Here is a 20283-nt window from a genome sequence, read left to right as displayed (position 1 = left end):
GGGTCACACTCTCTGGCAGGCGCGATGGAGCAGACGGCGCGCGGTGGCGGCCTCGTCGCCGGTCAGCTTTTCCAGGCCGGCGAAGGCGCGTTCGGCATTCCGCAGGATGTAGGCGGCGTTGGCCGGATATTCGGCGGCCCGCCAGCCGGTGATGGCGATGGTCAGGGCGAGGCGTGCCGCCACCAGATCGGGCAGCAGTTCCACCTCGTCATCAGTCAGCGGCAGGACAGCGGTGAAGGCGCCAGTCATCTCGACCAGCGAGCCGAAGGGCGTCTCGCCGCTGGTGACGTGGTAGGCGAGGGCGGTCGCCAGATCGTTGACCAGCGGCGCCCTCAGCGCGTCGCCGAAATCGATGATGCCGGTGACCGTCTCGTGCCCGACCGGATCGACCACCGCGTTGTGCGGGTTGAGGTCGTTGTGGATCACCTGATGCCGCAGGGTGGGCAGCCGCGGCGCCACTTGGTCGGCGAAGTGGGCGATGAAGCCCTCCACCATCCCGCGGCGCGGGCCGTCCGCCAGATAGTGCAGCCGGTCGGCGACGCTGGCGGTGCGCGTGATGTCCCACAGCAGATCGCGCTCCGAACCGGGATGCTCGTAGTCGGCCAGCGCCAGATCCAGCCGGGCCAGCGTCGTTCCCAGCGCCCGCATCTGCCCCTTTGATGCCGGCGCCGCATGGAGCGGCGTGCCGTCGAGATAGGTCAGCAGCCGCAGGATCATGGCGTGGCCGTCGATCCGGACCGTCGCCTGGGCCTCTCCATCCAGCGTCGGCACGACGCGCGGCACCGGCAGGTCCGGGTCGCGGACGGCCACATGCTGCATCGCCCCGGTCTGGAAGCTGGTGACGAGCGCCGGTTCCGCCGGGTTGGTGAACTTCAGCACATACCCTTTCCCATCCGGGGTGGTGATGTGGAAGTTGCGGTCGCGCTCGCTGCTCAGTTCGCGGATGCTGCCGGTCACCCCGAAGCACCGCTGCATCATGGCGCCGGCCTCGATCGCGGAGATCGGCGGTGCGGCGGTGGTCAGAACATCAGGCTGCGTCATGACCGCACTCTCCTCGTTGCTCGAAGCTTTCAATGTTTGATGCATCATCGTCATGAACGAACCGGCCTTGCAAACCGATGTGGGGGGAAGGGCATCAGGAAACCAGCGCCCTGGGCGCAGGGGCAGGGGCGGGGTTGGCGGTCGCGCCGTCGATCCGCTCCAGGATCGGGCCGCTGGCCAGCAGGATGTCGGCCTGGATGGCGTGGGCGGCGGCCAAGCCATCGTGACGGCGGATGGCCTCCATCAGCGGGTAATGGTGGTCGATCATCGTGCGCCCGGCTCCGCCATAGACGTCGGCGATCAGCGGTCCCATCTGGAGCCAAAGCCGCCGCAGAATGTCGCCGAGCACCGGCATGTCGGCGATCTCCGACAGCTTGAAATGGAAGATCTGGTTGAGTTCGGTGGCCCGCGCGGTGTCGCCGGCGGCCATCGCGTCCTCATTGTGCTTCAGCAGGGCCTCCAGCAGCGCGATCTCGGCCGGCGTGGCCTTTTCCGCGGCGCGCGCGGCGGCCAGCCCTTCGAGGTTGACGCGGATATCGCGGATCTCAAGGTAGGCGGCGCGGGTCAGCATCGGAACGCGGATGTCGCGCGGCGAACGCAGCACCAGAGCCTGGTCCTGCACCAGACGCAGGATGGCGTCGCGCACCGGGGTGACGCTCGTCCCCAGCCGTTCGGCCAGATCGCGGATCTTCAGCCGGTCGTTCGGCTTGAACACGCCCTTCATCAGAGCCTCGCACAGCCGCTGGTAAATCGTGCTGCCGAGATTGTCGTGTTCAAGAAGGGTGAGGTCGAACCCGCTCATCGTCTGTCCTTCACCCGCCGCCCGCTTTTGCTGTATGATGCATCATATTGCGGCGGGAGCGGGCGGAGGTCAAGTGCCGTCGCACGTCATGTCCCTATCCGCCCGACGGAAGGCACAAGAGGGAGAGAGCGCATGAATGCCGAGACGACCGCCGACAAAACGGCGACCTTGCAGGGACCACGCATCGCGCTGATCCATGCGCTGGAGGAATCGGTGGTTCCGGCACGGGCCGCCTTCCGGGCGCATTGGCCCGAAGCGCGGATCTTCGACCTTCTCGACACCTCGCTCGCGGTCGATCTGGCCGAGGCCGGCCGGCTCGACGAGGCGATGATGGGGCGTTTCCGGACGCTGGCCGACTATGCTGCCGGCACGGTGGGAGCGGGCGGACGGACGGCGGGAATTCTGTTCACCTGCTCCGCCTTCGCCCCGGCCATCGACGCGGTCAAGCCGCGCCTGCCGATCCCGGTGCTGCGGCCGAACGAGTCGGCATTCGAGGCGGCGATGGCGATCGGCAGCCGGATCGGCATCGTCGTCAGCTTCGGCCCCTCCGCCGACTCGCTGCGCACCGAGCTGCTGGCGATGGCCGCAGCCGCCGGCCGCCGGATCGAGGTCACCGTCGCCATCGCCGACGGCGCGCTGGCCGCGCTGAAGAGCGGTGACGGCGACGGCCATGACGACCGGGTGGCCCGGACCGCCGGGCAGCTGGCGGGCTGCGATGTCGTCATCCTCGGCCAGTTTTCGATGGCGCGTGCCCAGGCGAGGCTGCAGCCGCTGCTGTCGGTTCCGGTGCTCACCACGCCCGCTGCGGCGGTGGAGGCGCTGCGCCGCCTGACGGTACCGCCGTTCCCTCATACATGAAGGTCATGATCTTCGGGCCCGGCAGATGGCTTTCCGTCAGGTCCGTGATCTCGAATCCGGCCGCGCGGATCAGGTCGTCCATCTTCCGGTCCAGATGGCAGCCACCCGAACAGCGCGACCACAGCGGCGTCAGGCGGTGCTGCCAGCGCCGAACGGCGGGAGCCGGGGCAAGGCCATGCTCGACGAAGCGCAACTCCCCGGCCGGCTTCAGCACACGGCGCGCCTCCCTCAGGGCGGCGGACGGGTCGGGGATGCTGCACAGGGACCATGTGACGACCACGGTGTCGAAGCTGTCGTCCTCGAACGGCAACCGTTCCGCCGTCTGTTCCACCAAACTCACCGGACGGGGCGACTGCGCCGCGGCACGGCGGGCCATGGCGAGAAGTTCGGCGGAGGGATCGACACCGACGATCTCCTCGGCCGCCGCGCCATAGAATGGCAGGTTGCGGCCGGAGCCGATGCCGATCTCCAGGACACGCCCGCGCGCCTGCCCGGCGACCCTGGCGCGGGCCTCCGCGAGCAGCGCCTGCCCCATGACCCAGTTGATCAGCCGGGGCAGGATGTGGTGGCTGTAGATGGCCATGGTCCCCTTGCCTTTCACATGAACGAGAAACGGCTCAGAGCGCCTCCTGCATCTCGAACAGCCGTTGAACGGCGTCGGCGGTGCGCTGGTAGTGATCCCTCAGGGCCGCCACCGCCTCTTCGGCATTGCGGTCGATCGCGCAACTCATGATCCGTTCATGCTCGCGAACCACGTCACGGTCCTGTTTGGGCACGCTGACCGACAGCCGGCGGTAACGGTCGGCCCGGACGAACAGCTTCTCGCACAGTTCGATCAGGATCGGCGACCCGCAGGCCGAGATCAGGATGCGGTGGAAATCGGCATGCCGCAGGTCCCAATCCTCGCGGATGGCGGTCGGCAGGTCGTCGCGTTCACGGGGCAGGCGCGACATCATGTGGTGCGCCGCCAGCAGCCGGCCTTCCCATTCCGAGTCGCCGTTTTCAATGGACAGGCGCAGCGCCTCGCCCTCCAGCAGTTTGCGGGTGGCGACGATGTCCAGCAGTTCGGCGACCGACAGCGGTGCCACCGAAAAGCCGCGGTGATCGTCCGAGACGGTGAAGCCCTCCGCTGTCAGCCGGACCAGCGCCTCGCGCACCGGCGAAACGCTCATGCCGCACAGCGCCTGCAAATCGGCGAACCGCAGGCGCTGGCCGGGCTTCAGCACGCCGGAGCGGATGGCCCGGTGAATGACGGCATAGGCATCGCCCGCCAGCGTGCGTGCCTCGGCACGGTCCTTCATGACTGCCCCCTCGAAACCGACACCCGCATTTTCGAAAATCCTATCCTCATTCGAAAACCATTGACAGCATATATGATCCGTGGAAACTGTATGTTAACGCAGCAATCCTGAAAAGATGACCACAAAGCTGGTCGGCGCAAGGAGACGACGTTTTGAAACTCGTTCGCTTCGGGGCTCCGGGAGAAGAGAAGCCGGGCCTGATCGACAAGGACGGTTCCATCCGGGACTTGTCGTCGGTTGTCAAGGACATCGACGGTTCTTCTCTGAATAAAAGCAGCCTGGAGAGGCTCCGGTCCATCGCGGTCGATGATCTGCCGCTGGTCTCGGGCGCGGTGCGGTTGGGACCGTGCGTGACCGGTGTCGGCAACTTCATCGCCGTCGGCCTGAACTATGCCGACCATGCGGCGGAAAGCGGCATGCCGGTTCCGGCGGAGCCGGTGCTGTTCAACAAGGCGCCGTCCTGCATCGTCGGCCCGGACGACACCGTGCTGATCCCGCCGGGGTCGGAGAAGACCGACTGGGAGGTCGAACTCGCCATCGTCATCGGCGAGCGCGCCTCCTACGTGTCGGAGGCCGATGCGCTGAATTACGTGGCCGGCTATTGCGTGTGCAACGACGTGTCGGAGCGCGGCTATCAGCTGGAGCGCGGCGGCGGGCAGTGGACGAAGGGCAAGGGCTGCCCGACCTTCGGTCCGCTCGGCCCCTGGCTGGTCACGAAGGACGAGGTGGAGGACGTCCACAACCTCGCCATGACGCTGTCGGTCAACGGCCAAACCATGCAGAACGGCTCCACCCGGACGATGGTCTTCCAGGTGCCGTTCCTGGTTTCCCACATCTCGCAGTTCATGACGCTGATGCCGGGCGACGTCATCACCACCGGGACGCCGCCGGGCGTCGGCATGGGCATGAAGCCGCCGCGCTACCTGAAGCCGGGTGACAGCATCCGCGTCGAAATCCAGGGGCTGGGCGTGCAGAACCAGCGCGTCGCCGCCACCTGACCTGACATCCGGGCCGCGATCCGTCGCGGCCCCTCTTTTCCGGCGACGCGCGGATTCGGCCTCCAGTTCGGCCACCCCGCCCGTCCCGGCCATCTTCGGCGTCCCATCGCCGCCCGTTCCAGTCAATGCAGAAAGCGGGAACTCGCCGTTGCGCGGGAGTGCGCCCGCTCGTCCATCCGAGATTTGTGGCCGAAATTTGCGGCCGAGATTTGTGGAGGAAGCGCCTCATGAACATAAAAGACAGAATGGATCGGATTCCCGGCGGCCTGATGCTGGTGCCGCTGCTGCTCGGTGCACTGTGCAAGACCTTCGTGCCGGACGCGCCCGGCTATTTCAAAGGCTTCACCCAGGGGATCATGACCGGCGTGGTGCCGATCCTGGCGGTGTGGTTCTTCTGCATGGGCGCGTCGATCAAGCTGAGCGCCACCGGAACGGTGCTGCGCAAGTCCGGCACGCTGGTCCTGACCAAGCTGATCGCCGCCTGGATCATCGTGCTGGTGATGTCGCAGTTCATTCCGCCCGAAGGCATTCACACCGGATTCTTCGCCGGGCTGTCGATCCTGGCCGTCGTCTGTGCCATGGACATGACCAACGGCGGGCTCTACGCCTCGCTGATGCAGACCTACGGTACCAAGGAGGAGGCCGGCGCCTTCGTACTGACCTCCATCGAATCCGGTCCGCTGATGAGCATGATCATCCTCGGCGCGTCCGGCGCCGCGCATTTCGAACCGCAGATCTTCATCGGCGCCGTGCTGCCCTTCCTGGTCGGCTTCGCGCTCGGCAACCTGGATCCGAAGCTGCGCGCCCTGTTCGCGCCGGGCGGCCAGCTGATGATCCCGTTCTTCGCCTTTGCGCTCGGCAACACCATCAATCTCGGCACGCTGTTCTCGCCGCTGCTCGGGCTGGGCGTGCTGCTGGCGCTCGGCGTCATCGTGCTGACCGGCATTCCGCTGATCCTGGCCGACAAGATCATCGGCCGCGGCACCGGCACCGCCGGCATCGCCGCTTCCTCCACCGCCGGCGCGGCTGCCGCCAACCCGGTGGCGATCGCCGCCGTCGCCCCGCAATTCGCCCCCGCGGCGGCGGATGCCACCGTGCTGGTGGCGATCTGCATCATCGTCACCTCCGTCGCCGTCCCGATCATCACCGGCCTCTGGTACAAGCGATTCGGCCAGGGATTGGCCGAGACGAACCGTGCCGACACCTCGCTGATGCCGGTCGGGGCGACGCCGGTGGACTGACGCCGCGACCGTTCTTCCGCCGGGATCGTTACCCACACGCATCAAGCACCGTTTTCAGGAGTAGGACCATGACCGGAAAACTGACCGGCAAGACCGCCGTCATCACGGGTGCGGCCCAGGGGATCGGCCGCGCGACCGCCGAACTGTTCGCCCGCGAAGGCGCAAGGGTCGTCGCCACCGACGTCAACGGCGCCAAGCTGGCCGAGCTGACAGGGCAGGGGATCGAAACGCGGGTGCTGAACGTGCTCGACGATCGGGCGGTGCGGTCGGTCCTGGGCGAGATCGGCCGCGTCGACATCCTGTTCAATTGCGCCGGCGTGGTCCACAACGGCACGATCCTGGAGATGACCGACGATGAGCTGGAGTTCGCCCTCGACCTCAACGTGAAGGCTCTGGTCCGCACCACGAGAGCGGTGCTGCCGGCCATGCTGGAACACGGCGACGGCTGCATCATCAACATGTCGTCGGTGGCTTCCAGCGTGAAGGGGGTGCCCAACCGCTTCGCCTACACCACCACCAAGGCGGCGGTCATCGGACTGACCAAGTCGGTCGCCGCCGACTATGTGACGAAGGGCATCCGCTGCAACGCCATCTGTCCGGGAACGGTCGAATCGCCGTCGTTGCAGGAGCGGCTGTCGGCCCAGGGCGATTACCAGGCGGCCCGCGCCGCCTTCATCGCCCGCCAGCCGATCGGTCGCATCGGCCAGCCCGAGGAGATCGCCGAATTGGCCCTCCACCTTACCACCGCCACCTACACCACCGGCCAGATCCACATCATCGACGGCGGCTGGGCGATGTAGGGGACGTCACGACAGGTGCGGCCCCCCGACCCAGGCCAGCGTAAGCCCGAGCCCCTGCAGGGCGTGGACGCCGACAAGGATCCCGACGAGGATGATGACGGCGCTGGACAGGTAGGGGGCTCGCCGCGCGAATTTGCCGAAGGCGTCCGACCAGCGTCGTTCGGCATGGCGCATGCCCAGCGCGGCGACCGCCCCGGCGGCCACCAGGGTCAGGGCCAAGCCGATGCTGAAACAGACGACCAGCGCGGCGCCGAGCGTGACCTCCTTGAGCTGGAGGCACAACAACAGAACGGTGATGGCCGCCGGGCAGGGGATCAGCCCGCCGGTCAGGCCGAACAGCAGGATCTGTCCGGTGGTGACGTGCCGACCGGCAAAGCGGCGCTGGATGTCGCGGGCATGCGCCCGCTCATGCGCATCCTGATAGTCTGACTGTCCGAGATCCAGTGCGCCGGCGTGGGCATGGGTGTGCCCACCATGGCTGTGGCCATGATGGTGATGCGCATGCCCGTGGTGGTCATGCCCATGATGATGGTGAGCATGTCCGGCCGTCTCGTGCCGCTGGTCCCGCCATGTCCGCGCCGCCATCCACAGTGCCACCGCAATGATCAACGCTGCCGAAGCGAGCTGGAAATAGGGCTCGGTCGTCTCGGCGTTCCAGCCTCGGCCGATCCACATCCCTCCAAGGGCCACGGCCCACACCACCGCCGTATGCGACAGCGTCGCGGCCAGACCGAGCAGGACCGCCTGGGCAACCGTGCCGCGGATGGCGACGATGAAGGCCGCCATCATCGTCTTGGAATGGCCCGGCTCCAACCCGTGCAGCGCGCCGAGCAGGATGGCGCTCGGGATGAACAGCCAGGCGTTGGCGGCGCCTTGCTGCAGAAGGGCGGAGAATTCGGGCATCGCTGGTCTCTACAGGTATTTCGTGATCGCCTTGAATTCCGCGATCGATGCCCGCGCTTCGGCGGGCGTGGCGTCAACCGCCGCGTCCAGGCAGTGATCCAGATGATCGTGGATGAGCACCTTCTTGGCCTCGCGCACGGCGCTTTCCACCGCATGCAATTGCTGGGCGAGGTCGAGGCAGGGCCGGCCGGCTTCGATCATTTCGATGATGCCGCGCAGATGTCCATCCGCCCGCTTGAGGCGCTTGATGATGTCGGGGTGGCTGTGGTGAGTGCTCATGCCAAAATCGTATCCCCCCGGATAGGATATGGCAAGGCCGTTGACGACGCCTGCCGATCCGCCGCTTGTGCTTTGATGGCGCAGCATGTCGGGCGGAGTTGACCGCGCCCCTGATCTTGCTCTATCCCCCTGGATAGGATCGACGATCCGACGCCCGGCGATCCGACGGAGGTCTTATGGATGATTTCGCCGGTCTGGCCGGCCTGTTCAGCGCCGCGCTGCTGGCGGCGACGATCCTGCCGGCCCAGTCGGAGGTGATTCTGGCCGGCATGCATATGGCCGGGACCCACTCGACGCCGACGCTGGTGCTGGTGGCCACCATCGGCAACGTATTGGGCTCGGTCGTGAACTGGCTGCTCGGCCGCTACCTGATCCACTTCCGCGACCGCCGCTGGTTTCCGGTCAAGGCCTCGCTGATCGACCGCGCCACCGCCTGGTATCAGAAATGGGGGGTGTGGTCGCTGCTGCTGGCCTGGGCGCCCTTCATCGGCGACCCGCTGACCCTGGTCGCCGGCATCCTGCGGGAGAATTTCTGGATATTCCTTCTGCTGGTGACCATCGGCAAGGCGGCCCGTTACGTGGCCCTGGTGGTCGCCTTCTGATAGCTTTACCGTTCAACCGAGGACCAACGATGTCGTCTTGCCCCTGCGGCTCCGGCCGTTCCTTCGAAGACTGCTGCGGCCCCATCCTGGCCGGGGAGCCGGCGCCGACCGCCGAAGCGCTGATGCGGTCCCGCTACACCGCCTTCGTCCGCCATGACCTTGACCATGTCGAGCGCACCCACGCTCCGGAGATCCGTGACGACTTCAACCGCGGCGAGGCCGAACGGGTGGCGGAGGAGTCGGAGTGGCAGCGGCTCGACATCCTGCGCGCCAGCGAGGAGGGCGACAGCGGGGTGGTGGAGTTCCAGATCCATTTCCGTCGCGACGGCAATGACATGCGCCACCACGAGCGGGCGAGCTTCCGCCGGGAGGACGGGCGGTGGCTCTATGTCAGCGGCGAGGTCAACCCGAAGGGCGAGCCGCGCCGCGTGGTCAAGGTCGGGCGCAACGAGCCCTGTCCCTGCGGATCCAGCAAGAAATACAAAGCCTGCTGCGGCAAGTGACCGGAGGGGCGCCGCCATGGAACCGCGTTTCTCCTGCACCGCCTGCGGCAAATGCTGCCACGGCTGGCTGCCGCTGACGCTGGCGGACGCGGTCGCCCATGCCGGCCGTTTCCCCCTGGCGATGGTGTGGACGCCGGTGCGGTCGAACGCCCGATCCTACGAGCTGGCGACCCGGCTGGGCGCGACGGTGCGGCTGCCCAACCGCAAGACGGTGGCGGTGTTGATCGTGCCGACCGCCTATCTGCCGACCTCCTTCCCCTGTCCGGAACTGCAGGACGACGGGCTGTGCGGCATCCATGAGACCAAGCCGTCGCGCTGCCGCACCATGCCCTTCTACCCCTACCGCGAGGAAAAGGATCAGGCCGACCTGCTGATCCCGCGCAAGGGCTGGCAGTGCGACACCTCGGCCACGGCGCCGGTCGTCTATGCCGATCACGCGATCCTCGACCGCACGGATTTCGACCGCGAGCGGAGCGATCTGCTCGACCAGGCGCCCGCGATCCAGCGTTACGCCGACTATATGCTGAAATACATGCCGTGGATCGTCGACGAGTTGGCGAAGCTGGCGGCCAAGCCGACCGGCGGCAATCTGGTCACCAGCCTGTCCTCCTTCCTCACCGCCACGCGCCGGCCGGATGCGGCGGACATCGCCGCCGCCCAGGCCCCGCTGTTCCGGGCGATGGCGGAGCGGACGAAGGACGATCCGGCCTTGCGCGATTACCACCGCAACTACAGCGGATGGGCCAAGGAGATGGAGGGGCTCGCCCGGCGGAAGTAGCCCCCGGTATTTTCCTTCAGAGTTCGGCCGCGACCGCCTTCACCGCCTTGGCCGTTGCGGACACCACGATGTCGGCCTCCTCCCGCGTCAGGCAGAGCGGCGGGGCGAAGCCGAGGATGTCGCCCTGCGGCATGGCGCGGGCGATGACGCCCCGTTCCAGCAGTGCGGCGGACAGGCGCGGCCCGACCTTCGCCTCGGCGGGGAAGAAGCGGCGGTCGTCCCGGTCGGCGACGAACTCCACGGCCGCCAGCATGCCCTCGCCGCGCACATCGCCGACCATCGGATGCCCGCCCAGCGCGTCGGCCAGCGCGGCGCGGAAATAGCCGCCGGTCTCGCCCGCGTTGGTTACCAGATCGAGTGTGTCGATCAGCTCCAGGTTGGCCACGCCGGCGGCGGCGCAGAGCGGATGGGCCGAATAGGTCCAGCCATGGCCGATCGGCCCAAGCTGGTCGGAGCCCTGTTCCAGCACCTTCCACACCCGATCGCCGACGATCACGCCCGACAGCGGCGCATAGGCGGAGGTCAGGCCCTTGGCGATGGTGATGAGGTCGGGCTTGATGCCGTAATGGTCGGAGCCGAACATGCTGCCGAGCCGGCCGAACCCGGTCACCACCTCGTCGGCGATCAGCAGGATGTCGTATTTGTTCAGCACCGCCTGGATCTTCTCCCAATAGCCGGCGGGCGGCGGAACGATGCCGCCGGTGCCCAGCACCGGTTCGCCGATGAAGGCGGCGACGGTCTCCGGCCCCTCCGCCAGGATCATCGCCTCCAGCTGGTCGGCGCAGTGCTGGGAGAACTGCTCCTCGCTCATGCTCCGGTCGGCGCGGCGGAAGTAATAGGGGGCTTCGGTGTGCAGAACCGGCGGGCGCGGCAGGTCAAAGGCCTTGTGGAACAGCTCCAGCCCGGTCAGGCTGCCGGTCATCACCCCCGACCCGTGGTAGCCGCGCCAGCGCGAGATGATCTTCTTCTTCTCCGGCCGGCCGAGGATGTTGTTGTAATACCAGACCAGCTTGATGTTGGTCTCGTTCGCGTCCGATCCCGACAGGCCGAAATAGACGCGCGACATCCCGGCGGGCGCGCGGTCGATGATCATCTTGGCGAGCGTGATCGACGGCTCGCTGCCATGCCCGACATAGGCGTGATAATAGGCGAGCTTGCCGGCCTGCTCGGCGATGGCGTCAGCGATCTCGCGGCGGCCATAGCCGACATTGACGCAATAGAGGCCGGCGAAGGCGTCCAGGCTGCGCTTGCCGTCACGGTCGGTGATGTAGACGCCTTCGCCGCCGGTGACGACGCGGGTCGGAGTGTCGCCGCGGGCATGCGCCGCCATATGGGTCGACGGGTGGAAGAAATGGTCGCGGTCCCAGGCGGTCAGCTCGTTGGTCAGGTCGGTCATGACGTTTCTTTCCCAGACAAGAATTTCGGTTCAGGCGGCGTCGAGGCAGACGTATTTCAGCTCGGTGAAGGCCTCCATCCCGTGGCGCGAGCCTTCGCGGCCGAGGCCGGATTGCTTGACCCCGCCGAAGGGAACCGGCGCGCCGGTGATCTTCACCCGGTTGACCGCCACCATGCCGTACTGCAGCGCCCGCGACAGGCGCAGGATCCGGCCGGCGTCGCGGGTCACCAGATAGGCGACGAGGCCGTATTCGGTGTCGTTGGCGCGGGCCACCACCTCCGCCTCGTCATCGAAGGGCAGGATCGCGGCGACCGGGCCGAAGGTCTCCTCGCGCAGGATCAGCGAATCCGGCGCCACGTCGGCCAGAACGGTGGGACGGTAGAACAGCGGGCCGGCGGGATGGATTTCGCCGCCGGTCAGGCAGCGGGCGCCGCGGTCCACCGCGTCGCGGACGTGGCGTGCGCATTTGTCGACCGCCCGCTCGTTCATCAGCGGCCCGATCTGCACGTCCGGCTCCAACCCCGGACCGACGCGCAGCGCGGCACTGCGGGCGGTGAAGGCGGCGCAGAAGGAATCGTAGAGCGGACGCTGCACATAGATGCGGTTGGCGGCGAGGCAATCCTGGCCGGAGGTGGCGAACTTCGCGTCGATGGAAATGTCCACCGCCCGCTGCAGGTCGGCATCGGCGAAGATCAGCAGCGGCGCATGGCCGCCCAGTTCCATCACCAGCCGCTTCATGGTGGGCGCGCAGCGCGCGGCGATGCGGCTGCCGATCCCAGTTGAGCCGGTGAAGCTCATGGCACGGACGCGGGCGTCGTCGCACAGCGCGCCGACCAGCGGTTCAGGCTCGCCGGTCAGGACGTTGAACACGCCGGCGGGGATGCCCGCCCGCTCCGCCAGTTCCGCCAGCGCCAGCGCCGACAGCGGCGTCTCGGACGACGCATGCGCCACCACGGTGCAGCCCGCCGCCAGCGCCGCCGCCGCCTTGCGCGTCAGCATGGCCGACGGGAAATTCCACGGCGTCGCCATGCCGACCACGCCCAGCGCCTCTCGCCGCAGAAGCATCTCGGCGCCGGGCAGGTGGCTTGTAATGCTCTCGACGCCCACCCGCTTGGACTCCTCCGCGTACCACTCGACGAAGGAGGCGGCATAGTCGATCTCCCCCCGCGATTCGGCGAGCGGCTTGCCCTGCTCCAGCGTCATCAGCAGGGCGAGGTCCTCCTTGGCGGCGGTGATGCGGTCGAACCAGTCGCGCAGGCGGGCGGCGCGGTCCTGCGGCAGCCGGGCGCTCCAGGCCGGAAAGGCTGCCGATGCCGCGGTGACGGCGGCGGTCGCCTGTGCGGCGTCCAGCGCCGCGACATGGGCAATCGTCCGTCCGCTGGCCGGATCGGTCACCGGAAAGGTGGCGCCGTCGGGCGCCGCGGTCCAGCGTCCGCCGACATAGGCGAGTTCGCGCAGCAGGCGGCGGTCGGTCAGGCGGCTGACGGCGTCGTGACGGTCCAGGCGGGACAGCTGCGCGGTCATGGGCACCTCCGGATTTTTGGGTTGAGCGCCGAAGCGCCCGTGTTCCGGAGTCTAGCGGTGATGCGGCGGAGACTGTGTCCGAACTGGGCCTGCGTGGCGGAGAGTGTCTCTTTGATGGGGCGGGGAGGAAGAGAAAGTCTCTATCACGATGAGACGGACCCGCCCGGCTCCTCCATCAGCGCCTCAAGCGGCATCGCTGCGTCGTCCTTCACCGTCCGCGTGACGATGTAGGTGAAATAGCGGTCGATCCCGGCGTCGCCCTCCAGCAGCCGGTCGATGATCCGCTGATAGGCGTCGACGTCGCGCGCCACCACCCGCAGGACATAGTCGAGCCCGCCGCCGACCGACCAGCAGGAGACGATGCCGGGCTCCGCCCGCACCGCCCGCTCGAACCGGTCGAAATCGGCCTGCCGGTGGCTGCCCAGTGTCACCTCCACCAGCGCCATGGCGAAGGGCGTGACCTGCCGCAGGGCCAGCCGGGCATGATAGCCGGTGACGATGCCGGCCTCCTCCAGCCGGCGCAGCCGCACCCAGCAGGGCGTCGGCGACAGCCCCACCCGGTCGGCCAGCGCCAGTTTGGTGATGCGGCCGTCACGCTGGATTTCCGACAGGATGCGCAGGTCGATGGGATCGAGCTTCAGGTCAGACATGGGGCCGGCCGCCTTTGGAAAAGTGACAACCGACGATGTCCATGCTTTCCGGCATTGTCAAATGTGATGATTTCCAGCAGAAATGTTGCATGACAAAGTGGCACCCCGATGCATCGGCTTTGAGCAGGCCCGTCTATCTCTCGCTGGCCGATCAGGTGCAGCGGGCGATCACGCAAGGCCAACTGGCGGTCGGCGACCAGCTGCCCACCCACCGGCAGCTTGCCGACGAATTGGGCATTTCCGTCCAGACCGTCAGCCGCGCCTATGAGGAGTTGATCCGGCGTGGCCTGATCAGTGGGGAAACCGGCCGCGGCACCTTCATCCGGGCAGCGCAAACCGAGGTCGATCCGCCCTACATCCCCCAGCGCACCGACGAGGTGATCGACCTGTCGATCCTCAAGCCGGTGTGCGAGCCGCTGCATGTGGAGGCGATGCGGCAAGCGCTGGTGGAGTTGTCCGCCAGCCTGCCGCCGGCCGTGGTGCTGTCCTTCCGCCCCAACACCCTGTTCGCCCGCCACCGGGCGACGGCGGTGTCCTGGCTGCGCCATTGCGGGGTGGAGACCACGGCGGCCAACGTCACCCTGACCAACGGCGCCACCGCCGGCATGACCATCGCCCTGATGGCCGCCGCCCCTCCCGGATCGACCGTGGTGACGGAGGAGGTCGGGCACCACACGCTGCTGCCGCTCGCCTCCTATCTCGGCATCAAGCTGCGCGGCGTCGCCATCGACGAGGAGGGAATCCGTCCCGACGCCCTCGACGCCGCCTGCCGCGACGGCACGGCCAAGGCGCTGTTCGTCATGCCGAATCCGATCAACGCCACCGCCACCCATATGGGCGAGACCCGGCGCGCCGAGATCGCGCGGCTGGCACAGCGCCACAACCTGTCGATCGTCGAGAATGATCCGCTCGGCCCCCTGCTGAGCGACAGGCGCCCGCCGCTGGCGGCCCTGGCGCCGGAACGGACGCTCTACGTCACCAGCTTCACCAAGACGGTGATGCCGGGCCTGCGCACCGGCTATCTGGTGGTTCCCGACCGGCTGCTCGCCGCCGTCACCAACCGCCATCTGGTGACCAATTGGATCGCGACGCCCATCGTCGCCGAGATCGCCACCCGCTGGGTCGAGAGCGGTTTCGCGATGGAGATGGTGGAGTGGCAGCGCAAGGCGCTGCACCGCCGGCACGCGCTGGCGGCGGAAATCCTGAAAGGCATCCCCCACCGCAGCCATCCCGAAGGGCTGCATCTGTGGCTGCCGCTGGGCGAAGGGCGGCCGGAGGCGACCTTCGTGTCGCATGCCCGCCATCAGGGGGTGGCGCTGGCGCCGGGATCGGCCTTCGCCATCGGTCCGGGAACGCGGCCCGACGCGCTGCGCGTCTCCATCGGCTCCACCACCGAGGCGGAGCTTCACGCCGGCCTGCGCGTGATCGTCAATCTGCTGAACAGCGACCCGGAGCCGGTGCTGCTGGCGATCTGAAGAGACCGAAGGTGAGACTCTTTAGAATTGTCATGATTTTATTTTCCGGATTGACATGATTTAAGCGGTCCCGCATCGTTTGTGCACATCCACGGTCGCCAACCATTGCAAGGGAAGACCGGTGTGACCGACACAATCATCGACATCGACTGCGTCACGAAGCGCTACGGCTCGCACACCGTGCTGAAAGACTTGTGCTTTTCAGTCCGTCCGGGTGAGAAGCTGGCGCTGATCGGGCCGTCCGGCTCCGGCAAGACCACGATCCTGCGGACATTGATGACGCTGGAGACCATCGAAAGCGGCACCATCCGCGTCGATGGCGAGCACCTGTTCCAGATGGAGCGCAACGGCCGTCTGGTCCCCGCCGACGAGGCGCATCTGCACCGGATGCGGACCAAGATCGGCATGGTGTTCCAGCTGTTCAACCTGTTCCCGCACAAATGCGTGCTGGACAACGTCACGCTGGCGCCGATGCTGACCAAGGGCGTCAGGAAGGCGGATGCCGAACGCCGGGCGATGGAACTGCTGGACCTTGTCGGCCTCGCCGACAAGGCCCGCGCCATGCCGGTCCAGCTGTCCGGCGGCCAGAAGCAGCGGGTGGCCATCGCCCGCGCCCTGGCGCTGCAGCCCAGGATCATGCTGTTCGACGAGGTGACCTCGGCGCTCGACCCCGAACTCGTGGAAGAGGTGCTGAGCGTCATGCGGATGCTGGGGTCCACCACCGACATGACCATGTTGCTGGTGACCCACGAGATGAGCTTCGCCCACGATTTCGCCGACCGCGTGCTGTTCTTCGACCGCGGCCGCATCGTGGAGGAGGGGCCGCCCGACGTTCTCTTCACCAACCCGTCGCATGAGCGGACCCAGGCCTTTTTGAAAAAGATCATCGCGGCCGGGCAGCGCATCTGACGGTCCCCCGCGACCGCAAGGCGTCCGTCACCGCTTTTTCCCCGAACGCAGGAGATTTCGGCTTCATGGCTGATTGGGCCGGCTATATGGGCTTGATGCTGGACGGCGCGCTGGTGACGGCGAAGCTGACCGTGCTCGGCTGCGCGCTGGCACTGCCGGCCGCCTTCCTCGCCGGGCTGGGCCGGCTGTCGCGCTTCTCTGCCGTGCGCGCCGCGTCGGTCGCCTATATCGAGTTCTTTCGCGGCACCTCGATCTTCGTCCAACTGTTCTGGGCCTATTTCGTCCTGCCGCTGATGGGCGTGACGCTGACGCCGCTGCAGGCCGGCGTGCTGGCGCTGGGGCTGAATGTCGGCGCCTACGGCGCGGAGGTGGTGCGGTCGGCGGTGCAGTCGATCGGCCGCGAACAGCACGAGGCCTGCGTCGCGCTGAACCTGACGCGCTGGCAAAGCCTGCGTTACGTGCTGTTGCCGCAGGCGGCGGTGGTGATGGTGCCGACCTTCTGCAACAACGCCATCGAACTGCTGAAGGCGACCTCGGTGGTGTCGCTCATCTCGCTCAGCGACCTGACCTTCCAGGCGCAGGTGGTGCGCTCGCAGACCGGCAGCACCGCCATGCCCTTCCTGACCGTCCTGGTCATCTACTTCGCCTATGCCAGCCTGATCTCGTTCGGCATGAAGGCCCTGGAGCGCCGCATGACCCGCGGCCTCGACGGGCTGCGCACCTGAGGATACCCGCCATGGAATGGGATTGGGAGTTCGTTCGCGAGATCATGCCGACGCTGCTGGACGGCCTGCGCATCACGCTGCTGGCCACGCTGCTCGGGTCCGTCCTCGCCGCCGCCGCCGGGCTGGGCTTCGCCCTGCTGCGCCGCTCGAAGAGCCGGGCGGTGGCGCGCATCACCGGCTTCGTGGTGGAGTTCATCCGCGGCACGCCGCTGCTGGTGCAGCTGTATTTCCTGTTCTACGTGCTGCCGGAACTGGGTCTGCTGCTGTCGCCGCTGACCGCCGGGGTGGTCGGGTTGGGGCTCCATTACGCCACCTACACGTCGGAGGTCTTCCGCGCCGGCATCGACAACACGCCGCGCGGCCAGTGGGAGGCGGCGAAGGCCTGCAACCTCACGCCCTACCAGACCTGGCGCCATGTCATCCTGCCGCAGGCGATCCCGCCGATGATCCCGGCGCTGGCGAACTACTTCGTCGCGATGTTCAAGGAAACGCCGCTGCTCTCCGCCATCACGGTGATCGAGCTGATGAGCGAAGCCCGCAGCGTCGCCAACAGCAACTACCGCTATCTGGAACCGATGACGCTGGTCGGCATCCTGTTCCTGTGCATCAGCCTGATCGCCGTGCCCGCCCTGCACATGCTGGAACGCCGGTTCCGGCCCACCCGCTGATCGCCGACGCGCTGATACGCTGACTCTGGAGTTCCCGAGCCATGTCCTCCATCCCCATCCTGCGCTCGGCCACCACACTGGCCTTCGACGACCGCCCGGTCGAAAAGCGCGTCGGCCTCGTCGTGCTGGCCACCGACCACACGACCGAGCCCGATTTCCGCCGCATGGTCGCCAGCGAGCGCATCGGCGTCTACACCGCGCGCATCGCCTACGCCAACCCGACGACGCCGGAGAATCTGCGCCGCATGCAGCCGCGCCTCGCCGAAGGGGCGGCGCTGATCCTGCCCGACGAACCGCTCGACGCCATCTGCTATTCCTGCACCTCGGCCAGCGTCGTGATGGGCGACGACGCCATCGAGGAGGCCATCGCCTCGGCCAAGCCGGGCGTTCCCGTCATCACCCCGCCCGCCGCCGCCCGCCGCGCCCTGAAGGCGTTCGGCGCCCGGCGCATCGCCGTGCTGACGCCCTACACCGAACAGACCAGCCGGCCGATGGCCGCCTATTTCGCCGAGCACGGCTTCGACATCGCGCGCTTCACTTGCTTCGGGCTGGACGACGACCGCGAGATGGCGCGCATCGCGCCGGCCAGCCTGGTGCGCGCCGCCATCGACGCGATGGCGCCCGACGCCGACGCGCTGTTCATCTCCTGCACCGCCCTGCGCTCGGCAGGCGTCGCCGCGGAAATCGAGGCCGCGATCGGCCGCCCGGTGGTCACCAGCAACCAGGCCACCGCCTGGGCCACACTCCGCCTGTGCGGCGACGACCGGCCCCGGCCGGAAGGCGGACGGCTGATGACCCTTCCCTTGCCGGCAGAGGCTCAACCATGACCGGGCACGGCATCGGCCTGGAGGACGTCTTCCGCGCCCGCGCGCGGCTGGCCGGGCGGATCGCGGCGACGCCGACCGTCACCTCGCCCAGCCTGACCGCCCGCTGCGGCGCCCCGGTCTTCCTGAAGCTGGAAACCCGCCAGACCACCGGCAGCTTCAAGCTGCGCGGCGCGACCAACGCGCTGTCGGCCCTGCCGCGCGAAGCTCTGGCAACGGGGGTCGCTGCAGCCTCCACCGGCAACCATGGCCGGGCGCTCGCCCATGCCGCAGCCCAAGCCGGCGTCCGCTGCGTCGTCTGCATGTCGGCGCTGGTGCCGTCCAACAAAGTCGAGGGCATCCGCGCGCTCGGCGCCGAAATCCGCATCGTCGGCCGCTCCCAGGACGATGCCCAGGTCGAGGTCGACCGGCTGGTCCGCGAGGAGGGCTTCGCCACCGTCCCGCCCTTCGACCATGCCGACGTCATCGCCGGGCAGGGCACGCTGGGGCTGGAGATCATCGAGGCGGTTCCCGACGCCGAGCTGCTGCTGGTGCCGCTGTCGGGCGGCGGCCTGATCGCCGGCGTGGCATTGGCGGCCAAGGCTCTGCGGCCCGGCCTGCGGGTGATCGGCGTCTCGATGGAACGCGGCGCCGCCATGCATGCTAGTCTGAAGGCCGGCCGCCCGGTCCTGGTCGAGGAGTTGGAGACGCTGGCGGACTCGCTCGGCGGCGGCATCGGCCTCGACAACCGCTACACCCACCGCATCGCCGCCAGCCTGCTCGACGACGTGGTCCTGCTGACCGAGGACGAGATCGCCGCCGGCATCGAGCACGCCTATTCCGCCGAGCAGGAGATCGTCGAGGGCGCCGGCGCCGTCGGCATCGCCGCGCTGCTCGCCGGCAAGGTGACGCCGCGCGGCCCCACAATCGCGCTGCTGTCCGGCCGCAACATCGCCATGGACCTGCACCGCCGCATCATCACCGGAGCCCATCCATGCCCCGCATGACCATCCTGACCGAGGCGGAGCTGCGGCGGATCGTTCCGCTCGACCGCGATGCCGTCGCCTGTGTCGAGGACGCCTTCCTGGCGCTGGCCACCCGCCCGGTGGCGATGCCGCCGATCCTGCGGCTCGACATTCCCGAATATCGTGGGGAAGTCGACGTCAAGACCGCCTATGTCCCCGGCCTTGACGGCTTCGCCATCAAGATCAGCCCCGGCTTCTTCGGCAACCCGGCGCTCGGCCTGCCCAGCGTCAATGGGCTGATGGTGCTGCTGAGCAGCCGGACCGGTCTGGTCGAGGCCCTGCTGCTCGACAACGGCTATCTGACCGACGTGCGCACCGCCGCCGCAGGGGCAGTCGCGGCCAAGCATCTGTCGCGTCCCGACAGCGCCGTTGCCGCGATCTTCGGCGCCGGGGTCCAGGCGGCGTTGCAGCTGGAGGCGCTGACCCTGGTCCGCCCGATCCGCGAGGCCCGCATCTGGGCGCGCCAGCCCGAGCGCGCCGCCGCCACCGCCGCCCGCCTGTCGGAGCGGTTGGGCTTCCCCGTCCGTGCCGCGGAGGAGGGCAGGGCGGCGGTCGCCGGCGCCGACATCGTCGTCACCACCACCCCGGCCGACCGGCCGATCCTGATGGCGGACTGGCTGGAACCCGGCCAGCACGTCACCGCCATGGGGTCGGACGCCGAGCACAAGAACGAACTCGATCCCGCCATCCTGTCCCGTGCCGACCTCTATGTCGCCGACCGCCTGACGCAGACCCGCCGGCTGGGCGAACTGCACCACGCAATTGCCGCCGGCACGGTCGCCGCCGACCGCGACTTCCCCGAACTGGGCGCCGTCATCGCCGGGAAGGCCGCCGGCCGGCCGACCACCGACGCCATCACCGTCTGCGACCTCACCGGAACCGGGGTGCAGGACACCGCCATCGCCACGCTGGCGCGCGGCCGGGCCCTGGCGGCCGGCGCCGGCACCGTCTTCGACGCCTGATTCCCTCTTCCCATGCCCCTCTTCTCATAAGAGAGACCCC

At 68.1% G+C, this 20283-nt stretch carries 23 protein-coding genes; 14 read left to right on the top strand and 9 right to left on the bottom strand.

Annotated elements, in window-relative coordinates; translation table 11 throughout:
* Positions 1-3: 3 nt before the first annotated feature.
* The gene (locus ACCD06_RS30975; protein WP_413345990.1) at positions 4-1041 is read right to left on the bottom strand and encodes a phosphotransferase; all 1038 of its coding nucleotides are present in this window, start codon (positions 1039-1041) and stop codon (positions 4-6) included.
* Positions 1042-1135: 94 nt separating this feature from the next.
* Positions 1136-1843 carry a GntR family transcriptional regulator gene (locus ACCD06_RS30970; protein ID WP_413345988.1) on the bottom strand — a complete coding sequence of 236 codons (708 nt, stop codon included), beginning with the start codon at positions 1841-1843 and terminating at the stop codon, positions 1136-1138.
* Between the two features lie 132 nt (positions 1844-1975).
* Between ACCD06_RS30970 and ACCD06_RS30965 the strand changes: the two genes are divergently transcribed.
* Positions 1976-2701, top strand: coding sequence for an aspartate/glutamate racemase family protein (locus ACCD06_RS30965; protein WP_169054807.1), 726 nt, complete (start codon positions 1976-1978; stop codon positions 2699-2701).
* Here the strand turns inward: ACCD06_RS30965 and ACCD06_RS30960 are convergent.
* Both ACCD06_RS30960 and ACCD06_RS30955 read right to left on the bottom strand, forming a co-directional pair.
* The gene (locus ACCD06_RS30960; protein WP_109156301.1) at positions 2634-3284 is read right to left on the bottom strand and encodes a class I SAM-dependent methyltransferase; all 651 of its coding nucleotides are present in this window, start codon (positions 3282-3284) and stop codon (positions 2634-2636) included. The two genes, ACCD06_RS30965 and ACCD06_RS30960, sit on opposite strands and share 68 nt — an antisense overlap.
* 34 nt (positions 3285-3318) lie before the next feature.
* Complete coding sequence (locus ACCD06_RS30955; RefSeq protein ID WP_413345986.1) at positions 3319-4002, bottom strand: GntR family transcriptional regulator; 684 nt, start codon at positions 4000-4002, stop codon at positions 3319-3321.
* 152 nt (positions 4003-4154) lie between these two features.
* Between ACCD06_RS30955 and ACCD06_RS30950 the strand changes: the two genes are divergently transcribed.
* From ACCD06_RS30950 to ACCD06_RS30940, 3 genes are all read left to right on the top strand, one after another.
* Positions 4155-5000: a fumarylacetoacetate hydrolase family protein gene (locus ACCD06_RS30950; RefSeq protein ID WP_109156303.1), complete on the top strand. Its 846-nt coding sequence runs from the start codon at positions 4155-4157 to the stop codon at positions 4998-5000.
* A gap of 245 nt (positions 5001-5245) precedes the next feature.
* Positions 5246-6241 (top strand): 2-keto-3-deoxygluconate permease, encoded by a 996-nt coding sequence (locus ACCD06_RS30945; protein ID WP_413345984.1) that lies wholly within the window; start codon positions 5246-5248, stop codon positions 6239-6241.
* Positions 6242-6309: 68 nt separating this feature from the next.
* Positions 6310-7041 (top strand): SDR family oxidoreductase, encoded by a 732-nt coding sequence (locus ACCD06_RS30940; RefSeq protein ID WP_413345982.1) that lies wholly within the window; start codon positions 6310-6312, stop codon positions 7039-7041.
* A gap of 6 nt (positions 7042-7047) precedes the next feature.
* On the opposite strand, the gene ACCD06_RS30935 is transcribed toward ACCD06_RS30940, so the two are convergent.
* Positions 7048-7944 carry a nickel/cobalt efflux transporter gene (locus tag ACCD06_RS30935; protein ID WP_413345980.1) on the bottom strand — a complete coding sequence of 299 codons (897 nt, stop codon included), beginning with the start codon at positions 7942-7944 and terminating at the stop codon, positions 7048-7050.
* A 9-nt stretch (positions 7945-7953) separates the two neighbouring features.
* Positions 7954-8223, bottom strand: a complete 270-nt coding sequence (locus tag ACCD06_RS30930; protein ID WP_085082254.1) for a metal-sensing transcriptional repressor — start codon at positions 8221-8223, stop codon at positions 7954-7956.
* A 176-nt stretch (positions 8224-8399) separates the two neighbouring features.
* On the opposite strand from ACCD06_RS30930, the gene ACCD06_RS30925 reads away from it, so the two are divergent.
* The 3 genes from ACCD06_RS30925 to ACCD06_RS30915 are packed head-to-tail and all read left to right on the top strand — an operon-like array spanning position 8400 to position 10106.
* Positions 8400-8825, top strand: a complete 426-nt coding sequence (locus tag ACCD06_RS30925; RefSeq protein ID WP_109156307.1) for a YqaA family protein — start codon at positions 8400-8402, stop codon at positions 8823-8825.
* Positions 8826-8854: 29 nt separating this feature from the next.
* Positions 8855-9328, top strand: a complete 474-nt coding sequence (locus ACCD06_RS30920; protein WP_413345978.1) for a YchJ family protein — start codon at positions 8855-8857, stop codon at positions 9326-9328.
* Positions 9329-9344: 16 nt separating this feature from the next.
* On the top strand, positions 9345-10106 hold the full coding sequence (locus tag ACCD06_RS30915) for a YkgJ family cysteine cluster protein (protein WP_413345976.1): 762 nt from the start codon (positions 9345-9347) through the stop codon (positions 10104-10106).
* A gap of 16 nt (positions 10107-10122) precedes the next feature.
* On the opposite strand, the gene ACCD06_RS30910 is transcribed toward ACCD06_RS30915, so the two are convergent.
* From ACCD06_RS30910 to ACCD06_RS30900, 3 genes are all read right to left on the bottom strand, one after another.
* Positions 10123-11502 (bottom strand): aspartate aminotransferase family protein, encoded by a 1380-nt coding sequence (locus ACCD06_RS30910; protein ID WP_413345974.1) that lies wholly within the window; start codon positions 11500-11502, stop codon positions 10123-10125.
* 30 nt (positions 11503-11532) lie between these two features.
* Complete coding sequence (locus tag ACCD06_RS30905) at positions 11533-13026, bottom strand: NAD-dependent succinate-semialdehyde dehydrogenase (RefSeq protein ID WP_413345972.1); 1494 nt, start codon at positions 13024-13026, stop codon at positions 11533-11535.
* Between the two features lie 143 nt (positions 13027-13169).
* The gene (locus tag ACCD06_RS30900; RefSeq protein ID WP_136701883.1) at positions 13170-13676 is read right to left on the bottom strand and encodes an Lrp/AsnC family transcriptional regulator; all 507 of its coding nucleotides are present in this window, start codon (positions 13674-13676) and stop codon (positions 13170-13172) included.
* Positions 13677-13765: 89 nt separating this feature from the next.
* Here ACCD06_RS30900 and ACCD06_RS30895 point away from each other — a divergent pair, with 89 nt between their 5' ends.
* From ACCD06_RS30895 to eutC, 7 genes are all read left to right on the top strand, one after another.
* Entirely contained in the window at positions 13766-15151 is a 1386-nt protein-coding gene (locus ACCD06_RS30895) for a PLP-dependent aminotransferase family protein (protein ID WP_413345969.1), read from the top strand.
* Between the two features lie 123 nt (positions 15152-15274).
* Entirely contained in the window at positions 15275-16060 is a 786-nt protein-coding gene (gene ehuA, locus ACCD06_RS30890; protein WP_413345967.1) for an ectoine/hydroxyectoine ABC transporter ATP-binding protein EhuA, read from the top strand.
* A 65-nt stretch (positions 16061-16125) separates the two neighbouring features.
* On the top strand, positions 16126-16785 hold the full coding sequence (gene ehuC, locus ACCD06_RS30885) for an ectoine/hydroxyectoine ABC transporter permease subunit EhuC (protein ID WP_413345965.1): 660 nt from the start codon (positions 16126-16128) through the stop codon (positions 16783-16785).
* 11 nt (positions 16786-16796) lie between these two features.
* Positions 16797-17453, top strand: coding sequence for an ectoine/hydroxyectoine ABC transporter permease subunit EhuD (gene ehuD / locus ACCD06_RS30880; protein WP_136701891.1), 657 nt, complete (start codon positions 16797-16799; stop codon positions 17451-17453).
* 41 nt (positions 17454-17494) lie between these two features.
* Complete coding sequence (gene eutA, locus ACCD06_RS30875) at positions 17495-18280, top strand: ectoine utilization protein EutA (protein ID WP_413345962.1); 786 nt, start codon at positions 17495-17497, stop codon at positions 18278-18280.
* Positions 18277-19263 (top strand): hydroxyectoine utilization dehydratase EutB, encoded by a 987-nt coding sequence (gene eutB / locus ACCD06_RS30870; RefSeq protein WP_413345960.1) that lies wholly within the window; start codon positions 18277-18279, stop codon positions 19261-19263. Before eutA ends, eutB begins: the two co-directional genes overlap by 4 nt.
* Entirely contained in the window at positions 19251-20243 is a 993-nt protein-coding gene (eutC, locus tag ACCD06_RS30865) for an ectoine utilization protein EutC (protein ID WP_413345958.1), read from the top strand. The genes eutB and eutC overlap by 13 nt, the downstream gene beginning before the upstream one ends.
* The last annotated feature ends 40 nt before the right edge of the window (positions 20244-20283 follow it).

It is taken from the genome of Azospirillum sp. CT11-132, assembly GCF_047302835.1.
In the GTDB taxonomy this organism is placed as follows: domain Bacteria; phylum Pseudomonadota; class Alphaproteobacteria; order Azospirillales; family Azospirillaceae; genus Azospirillum.
This window is presented reverse-complemented; position numbering and strand designations above follow the sequence as displayed.

Excerpts from the sequence above, each read along its gene's own strand:
- ACCD06_RS30975 (WP_413345990.1), bottom strand. The coding sequence starts at position 1,041 with ATGACGCAGCCTGATGTTCTGACCACCGCCGCACCGCCGATCTCCGCG.
- ACCD06_RS30970 (WP_413345988.1), bottom strand. The coding sequence starts at position 1,843 with ATGAGCGGGTTCGACCTCACCCTTCTTGAACACGACAATCTCGGCAGC.
- ACCD06_RS30965 (WP_169054807.1), top strand. The coding sequence starts at position 1,976 with ATGAATGCCGAGACGACCGCCGACAAAACGGCGACCTTGCAGGGACCA.
- ACCD06_RS30960 (WP_109156301.1), bottom strand. The coding sequence starts at position 3,284 with ATGGCCATCTACAGCCACCACATCCTGCCCCGGCTGATCAACTGGGTC.
- ACCD06_RS30955 (WP_413345986.1), bottom strand. The coding sequence starts at position 4,002 with ATGAAGGACCGTGCCGAGGCACGCACGCTGGCGGGCGATGCCTATGCC.
- ACCD06_RS30945 (WP_413345984.1), top strand. The coding sequence starts at position 5,246 with ATGGATCGGATTCCCGGCGGCCTGATGCTGGTGCCGCTGCTGCTCGGT.
- ACCD06_RS30940 (WP_413345982.1), top strand. The coding sequence starts at position 6,310 with ATGACCGGAAAACTGACCGGCAAGACCGCCGTCATCACGGGTGCGGCC.
- ACCD06_RS30935 (WP_413345980.1), bottom strand. The coding sequence starts at position 7,944 with ATGCCCGAATTCTCCGCCCTTCTGCAGCAAGGCGCCGCCAACGCCTGG.
- ACCD06_RS30930 (WP_085082254.1), bottom strand. The coding sequence starts at position 8,223 with ATGAGCACTCACCACAGCCACCCCGACATCATCAAGCGCCTCAAGCGG.
- ACCD06_RS30925 (WP_109156307.1), top strand. The coding sequence starts at position 8,400 with ATGGATGATTTCGCCGGTCTGGCCGGCCTGTTCAGCGCCGCGCTGCTG.
- ACCD06_RS30920 (WP_413345978.1), top strand. The coding sequence starts at position 8,855 with ATGTCGTCTTGCCCCTGCGGCTCCGGCCGTTCCTTCGAAGACTGCTGC.
- ACCD06_RS30915 (WP_413345976.1), top strand. The coding sequence starts at position 9,345 with ATGGAACCGCGTTTCTCCTGCACCGCCTGCGGCAAATGCTGCCACGGC.
- ACCD06_RS30910 (WP_413345974.1), bottom strand. The coding sequence starts at position 11,502 with ATGACCGACCTGACCAACGAGCTGACCGCCTGGGACCGCGACCATTTC.
- ACCD06_RS30905 (WP_413345972.1), bottom strand. The coding sequence starts at position 13,026 with ATGACCGCGCAGCTGTCCCGCCTGGACCGTCACGACGCCGTCAGCCGC.
- ACCD06_RS30900 (WP_136701883.1), bottom strand. The coding sequence starts at position 13,676 with ATGTCTGACCTGAAGCTCGATCCCATCGACCTGCGCATCCTGTCGGAA.
- ACCD06_RS30895 (WP_413345969.1), top strand. The coding sequence starts at position 13,766 with ATGACAAAGTGGCACCCCGATGCATCGGCTTTGAGCAGGCCCGTCTAT.
- ehuC (WP_413345965.1), top strand. The coding sequence starts at position 16,126 with ATGGCTGATTGGGCCGGCTATATGGGCTTGATGCTGGACGGCGCGCTG.
- ehuD (WP_136701891.1), top strand. The coding sequence starts at position 16,797 with ATGGAATGGGATTGGGAGTTCGTTCGCGAGATCATGCCGACGCTGCTG.
- eutA (WP_413345962.1), top strand. The coding sequence starts at position 17,495 with ATGTCCTCCATCCCCATCCTGCGCTCGGCCACCACACTGGCCTTCGAC.
- eutB (WP_413345960.1), top strand. The coding sequence starts at position 18,277 with ATGACCGGGCACGGCATCGGCCTGGAGGACGTCTTCCGCGCCCGCGCG.
- eutC (WP_413345958.1), top strand. The coding sequence starts at position 19,251 with ATGCCCCGCATGACCATCCTGACCGAGGCGGAGCTGCGGCGGATCGTT.